A 2184-nucleotide genomic window follows, 5' to 3' on the forward strand; every position below is an offset into this window, starting at 1 on the left:
TCGCGCCGCCGGTATCCTGCGCCAGCACAAGACGGCGCAGCGGTGCCGGCGAATCAGGCTGGCTGGTTGCCAGGAAGACCGGTGCGCCGAGTGGCGTGTAGCGGGGGTCGACGGCGATGCTGCGCTCCGGGGTCAGCGCGACGCCGAGCGCACCGTTTGGGCCGTCATGGCCAGTGGCGGGTTGTTCGCGAAAGAACACATAACTCGGGTTGGTGTTCAAGAGGTCGTTGACCCGGCCCGGATTGGCTCGCGCCCATTGCTTGATGCCTGCCATCGAAGCCTGTTCGAGGCTCAACTCGCCGCGGTCGACGAGTACCCGCCCGATCGACTGATAGGGGTGGCCATTCTGGTCGGCGTAAGCCAGGCGTACCGTTTGGCCATCGGGCAGCCTGACCCGCCCGGAGCCCTGCACCTGCAGAAAGAACAGTTCGACGGGGTCGTCGACGTAAAGCAGAACGCGGTCAAGGTAGTTCTTTTCATGAGCGGTGATTTCCGCACGTGAAAAATAGGGAACCACCTTGTTGCCTTGCAAACGGCCGCGCAGGCGCAGGTTCTTCAGATCCGGCAGGACTGCGCCGAGGTCGATGTTCAGCAGATCGGGCGGTACGCCGAGCACCGGTTGCAGAAAGGGCTTGGTACGCGTCCGCGCGCCGTGCAGCAGCGGTTCGTAGTAGCCGGTGATCAGCCCACTCGTCGTGGAGTCGGGATTGGTCAATTGCCAGGGCTGGAAACGCGACTCAAAGAAGCGGCGGATGTCCGCCGTCGCCGGTCCGTTCAGACTCCGTGCCTCGTCACAGACCGCTTGCCATTGCGGCCACTGCGGCCGCTTGGCGAGCGCGCGGCACGATTGCAGGAAAGCCGGCCAGGCGGCAGCGAGGTCATCGTCGTTCCAGCCCGGCAGGTCGCTCCAGCGCGCGGCCTGTAGCGGCCTGGCAGCCGGCTGGGGGGCGGTCGCTGGCCCGGCCGCGGCGCAGGCTGGACAAGCTGGGCAACTGGGGGGCGCGGCACAGGCGCTGCTCGGCGCAGGCGTCCCACAGGCGCTGAGCAACCCCGCAAGCAGGGCAGCGACGACGACAAGGAAAGAGCGGGATTGGCTTTTGTGCATGGTTTGGCTAGAGTGTCGGGTCCGTCAACCTTCGAAGTATACTGTCTATACTGTCCGCGGCCCGATGATCGACTCTTTCCGACAAATTGCGCGCTTCCTCGTTCGCGCCGAGCAGTTCCTCGATCGTCTCGAGCCTTTGCTGCCGCCGGCTTCACCGTTGCCAGACTGGGCTGCGGCCTGCGCTTTCCGCTGGCGAATCCGCCGTGGCGTAGGTTATCTACAACCGATCATGCGCCTGCCCGCGATCAGGCTCGGCGACCTGCAGGACATTGACGAGCAGAAAGCGCGTATCGACGCGAACACGCGCCACTTCGTCACCGGCCAGCCGGCCAACAATGTACTGCTCACCGGTGCCCGCGGATCCGGCAAGTCGTCACTGATCAAGGCGCTGCTTAACGAATACGCTCCGCAAGGACTGCGCGTGATCGAGGTGGAAAAGGGCGATCTGACCGACTTGCCGGACATCGTCGAACTGATCGAAGGACGCCCGGAGCGCTTCATCGTCTTCTGCGACGATCTTTCCTTTGACTCTGGCGATGCACGTTACAAGGCACTGAAGGTCGTTCTCGACGGTTCGATCGCCGCGGCGCCCGAGAATGTGCTGATCTACGCCACATCGAACCGGCGGCATCTGATGCCCGAGTTTTTCGCCGAGAACCTGGAGAGCCGGCGTGTCGGTGAGGAAATTCATCCTGGCGAAGCGATCGAGGAAAAGATTTCGCTGTCCGAGCGCTTCGGCCTGTGGATTTCCTTCTACCCTTTCGACCAGGAGGCCTATCTCAACATCGTGGCGCATTGGCTGCAGTCCTTTGGCTGCGCCCGCGACGAGATTGTTCATGCCGAGCGCGATGCGCTCAACTGGGCACTCGAACGTGGTTCGCGCAGCGGGCGTGTCGCCTGGCAGTTCGCCAGGGACTGGGCCGGCCGGCAACTCGCTGCGCCGGATCGCCAGAAGCGGTCGCGCAGCTCGCCAACGACTGCGCGCAAGCGCTCGCGGAATGTCGCTTGAGCTGCTCGGCGATTAAGCGCCCGATGACCCAGGTGACCGATGTGGTGGCGGCAGTGATGCTGCGCGGCGA

Annotated in this window: 2 protein-coding genes; one reads left to right on the plus strand and one right to left on the minus strand. The window is 64.1% G+C overall.

What is annotated here, in order from left to right:
* Window positions 1-1105, minus strand: a 1105-nt coding sequence (locus tag CAPSK01_RS03070; protein WP_034922337.1) for a murein transglycosylase A, incomplete at its 3' end; no start/stop codon positions are given.
* Window positions 1106-1169: 64 nt separating this feature from the next.
* Between CAPSK01_RS03070 and CAPSK01_RS03075 the strand changes: the two genes are divergently transcribed.
* A complete protein-coding gene (locus CAPSK01_RS03075; RefSeq protein ID WP_034922465.1) occupies window positions 1170-2114 on the plus strand; it encodes an ATP-binding protein in 945 nt (314 codons plus the stop codon).
* Window positions 2115-2184: the final 70 nt, after the last annotated feature.

Origin of the sequence: Candidatus Accumulibacter vicinus (assembly GCF_000584955.1) — a bacterium.
GTDB classification, from domain to species: domain Bacteria; phylum Pseudomonadota; class Gammaproteobacteria; order Burkholderiales; family Rhodocyclaceae; genus Accumulibacter; species Accumulibacter vicinus.

Bases quoted from the DNA above. Each gene is read 5' to 3' on its own strand.
- CAPSK01_RS03075 (WP_034922465.1), top strand. From the start codon at position 1,170: ATGATCGACTCTTTCCGACAAATTGCGCGCTTCCTCGTTCGCGCCGAG.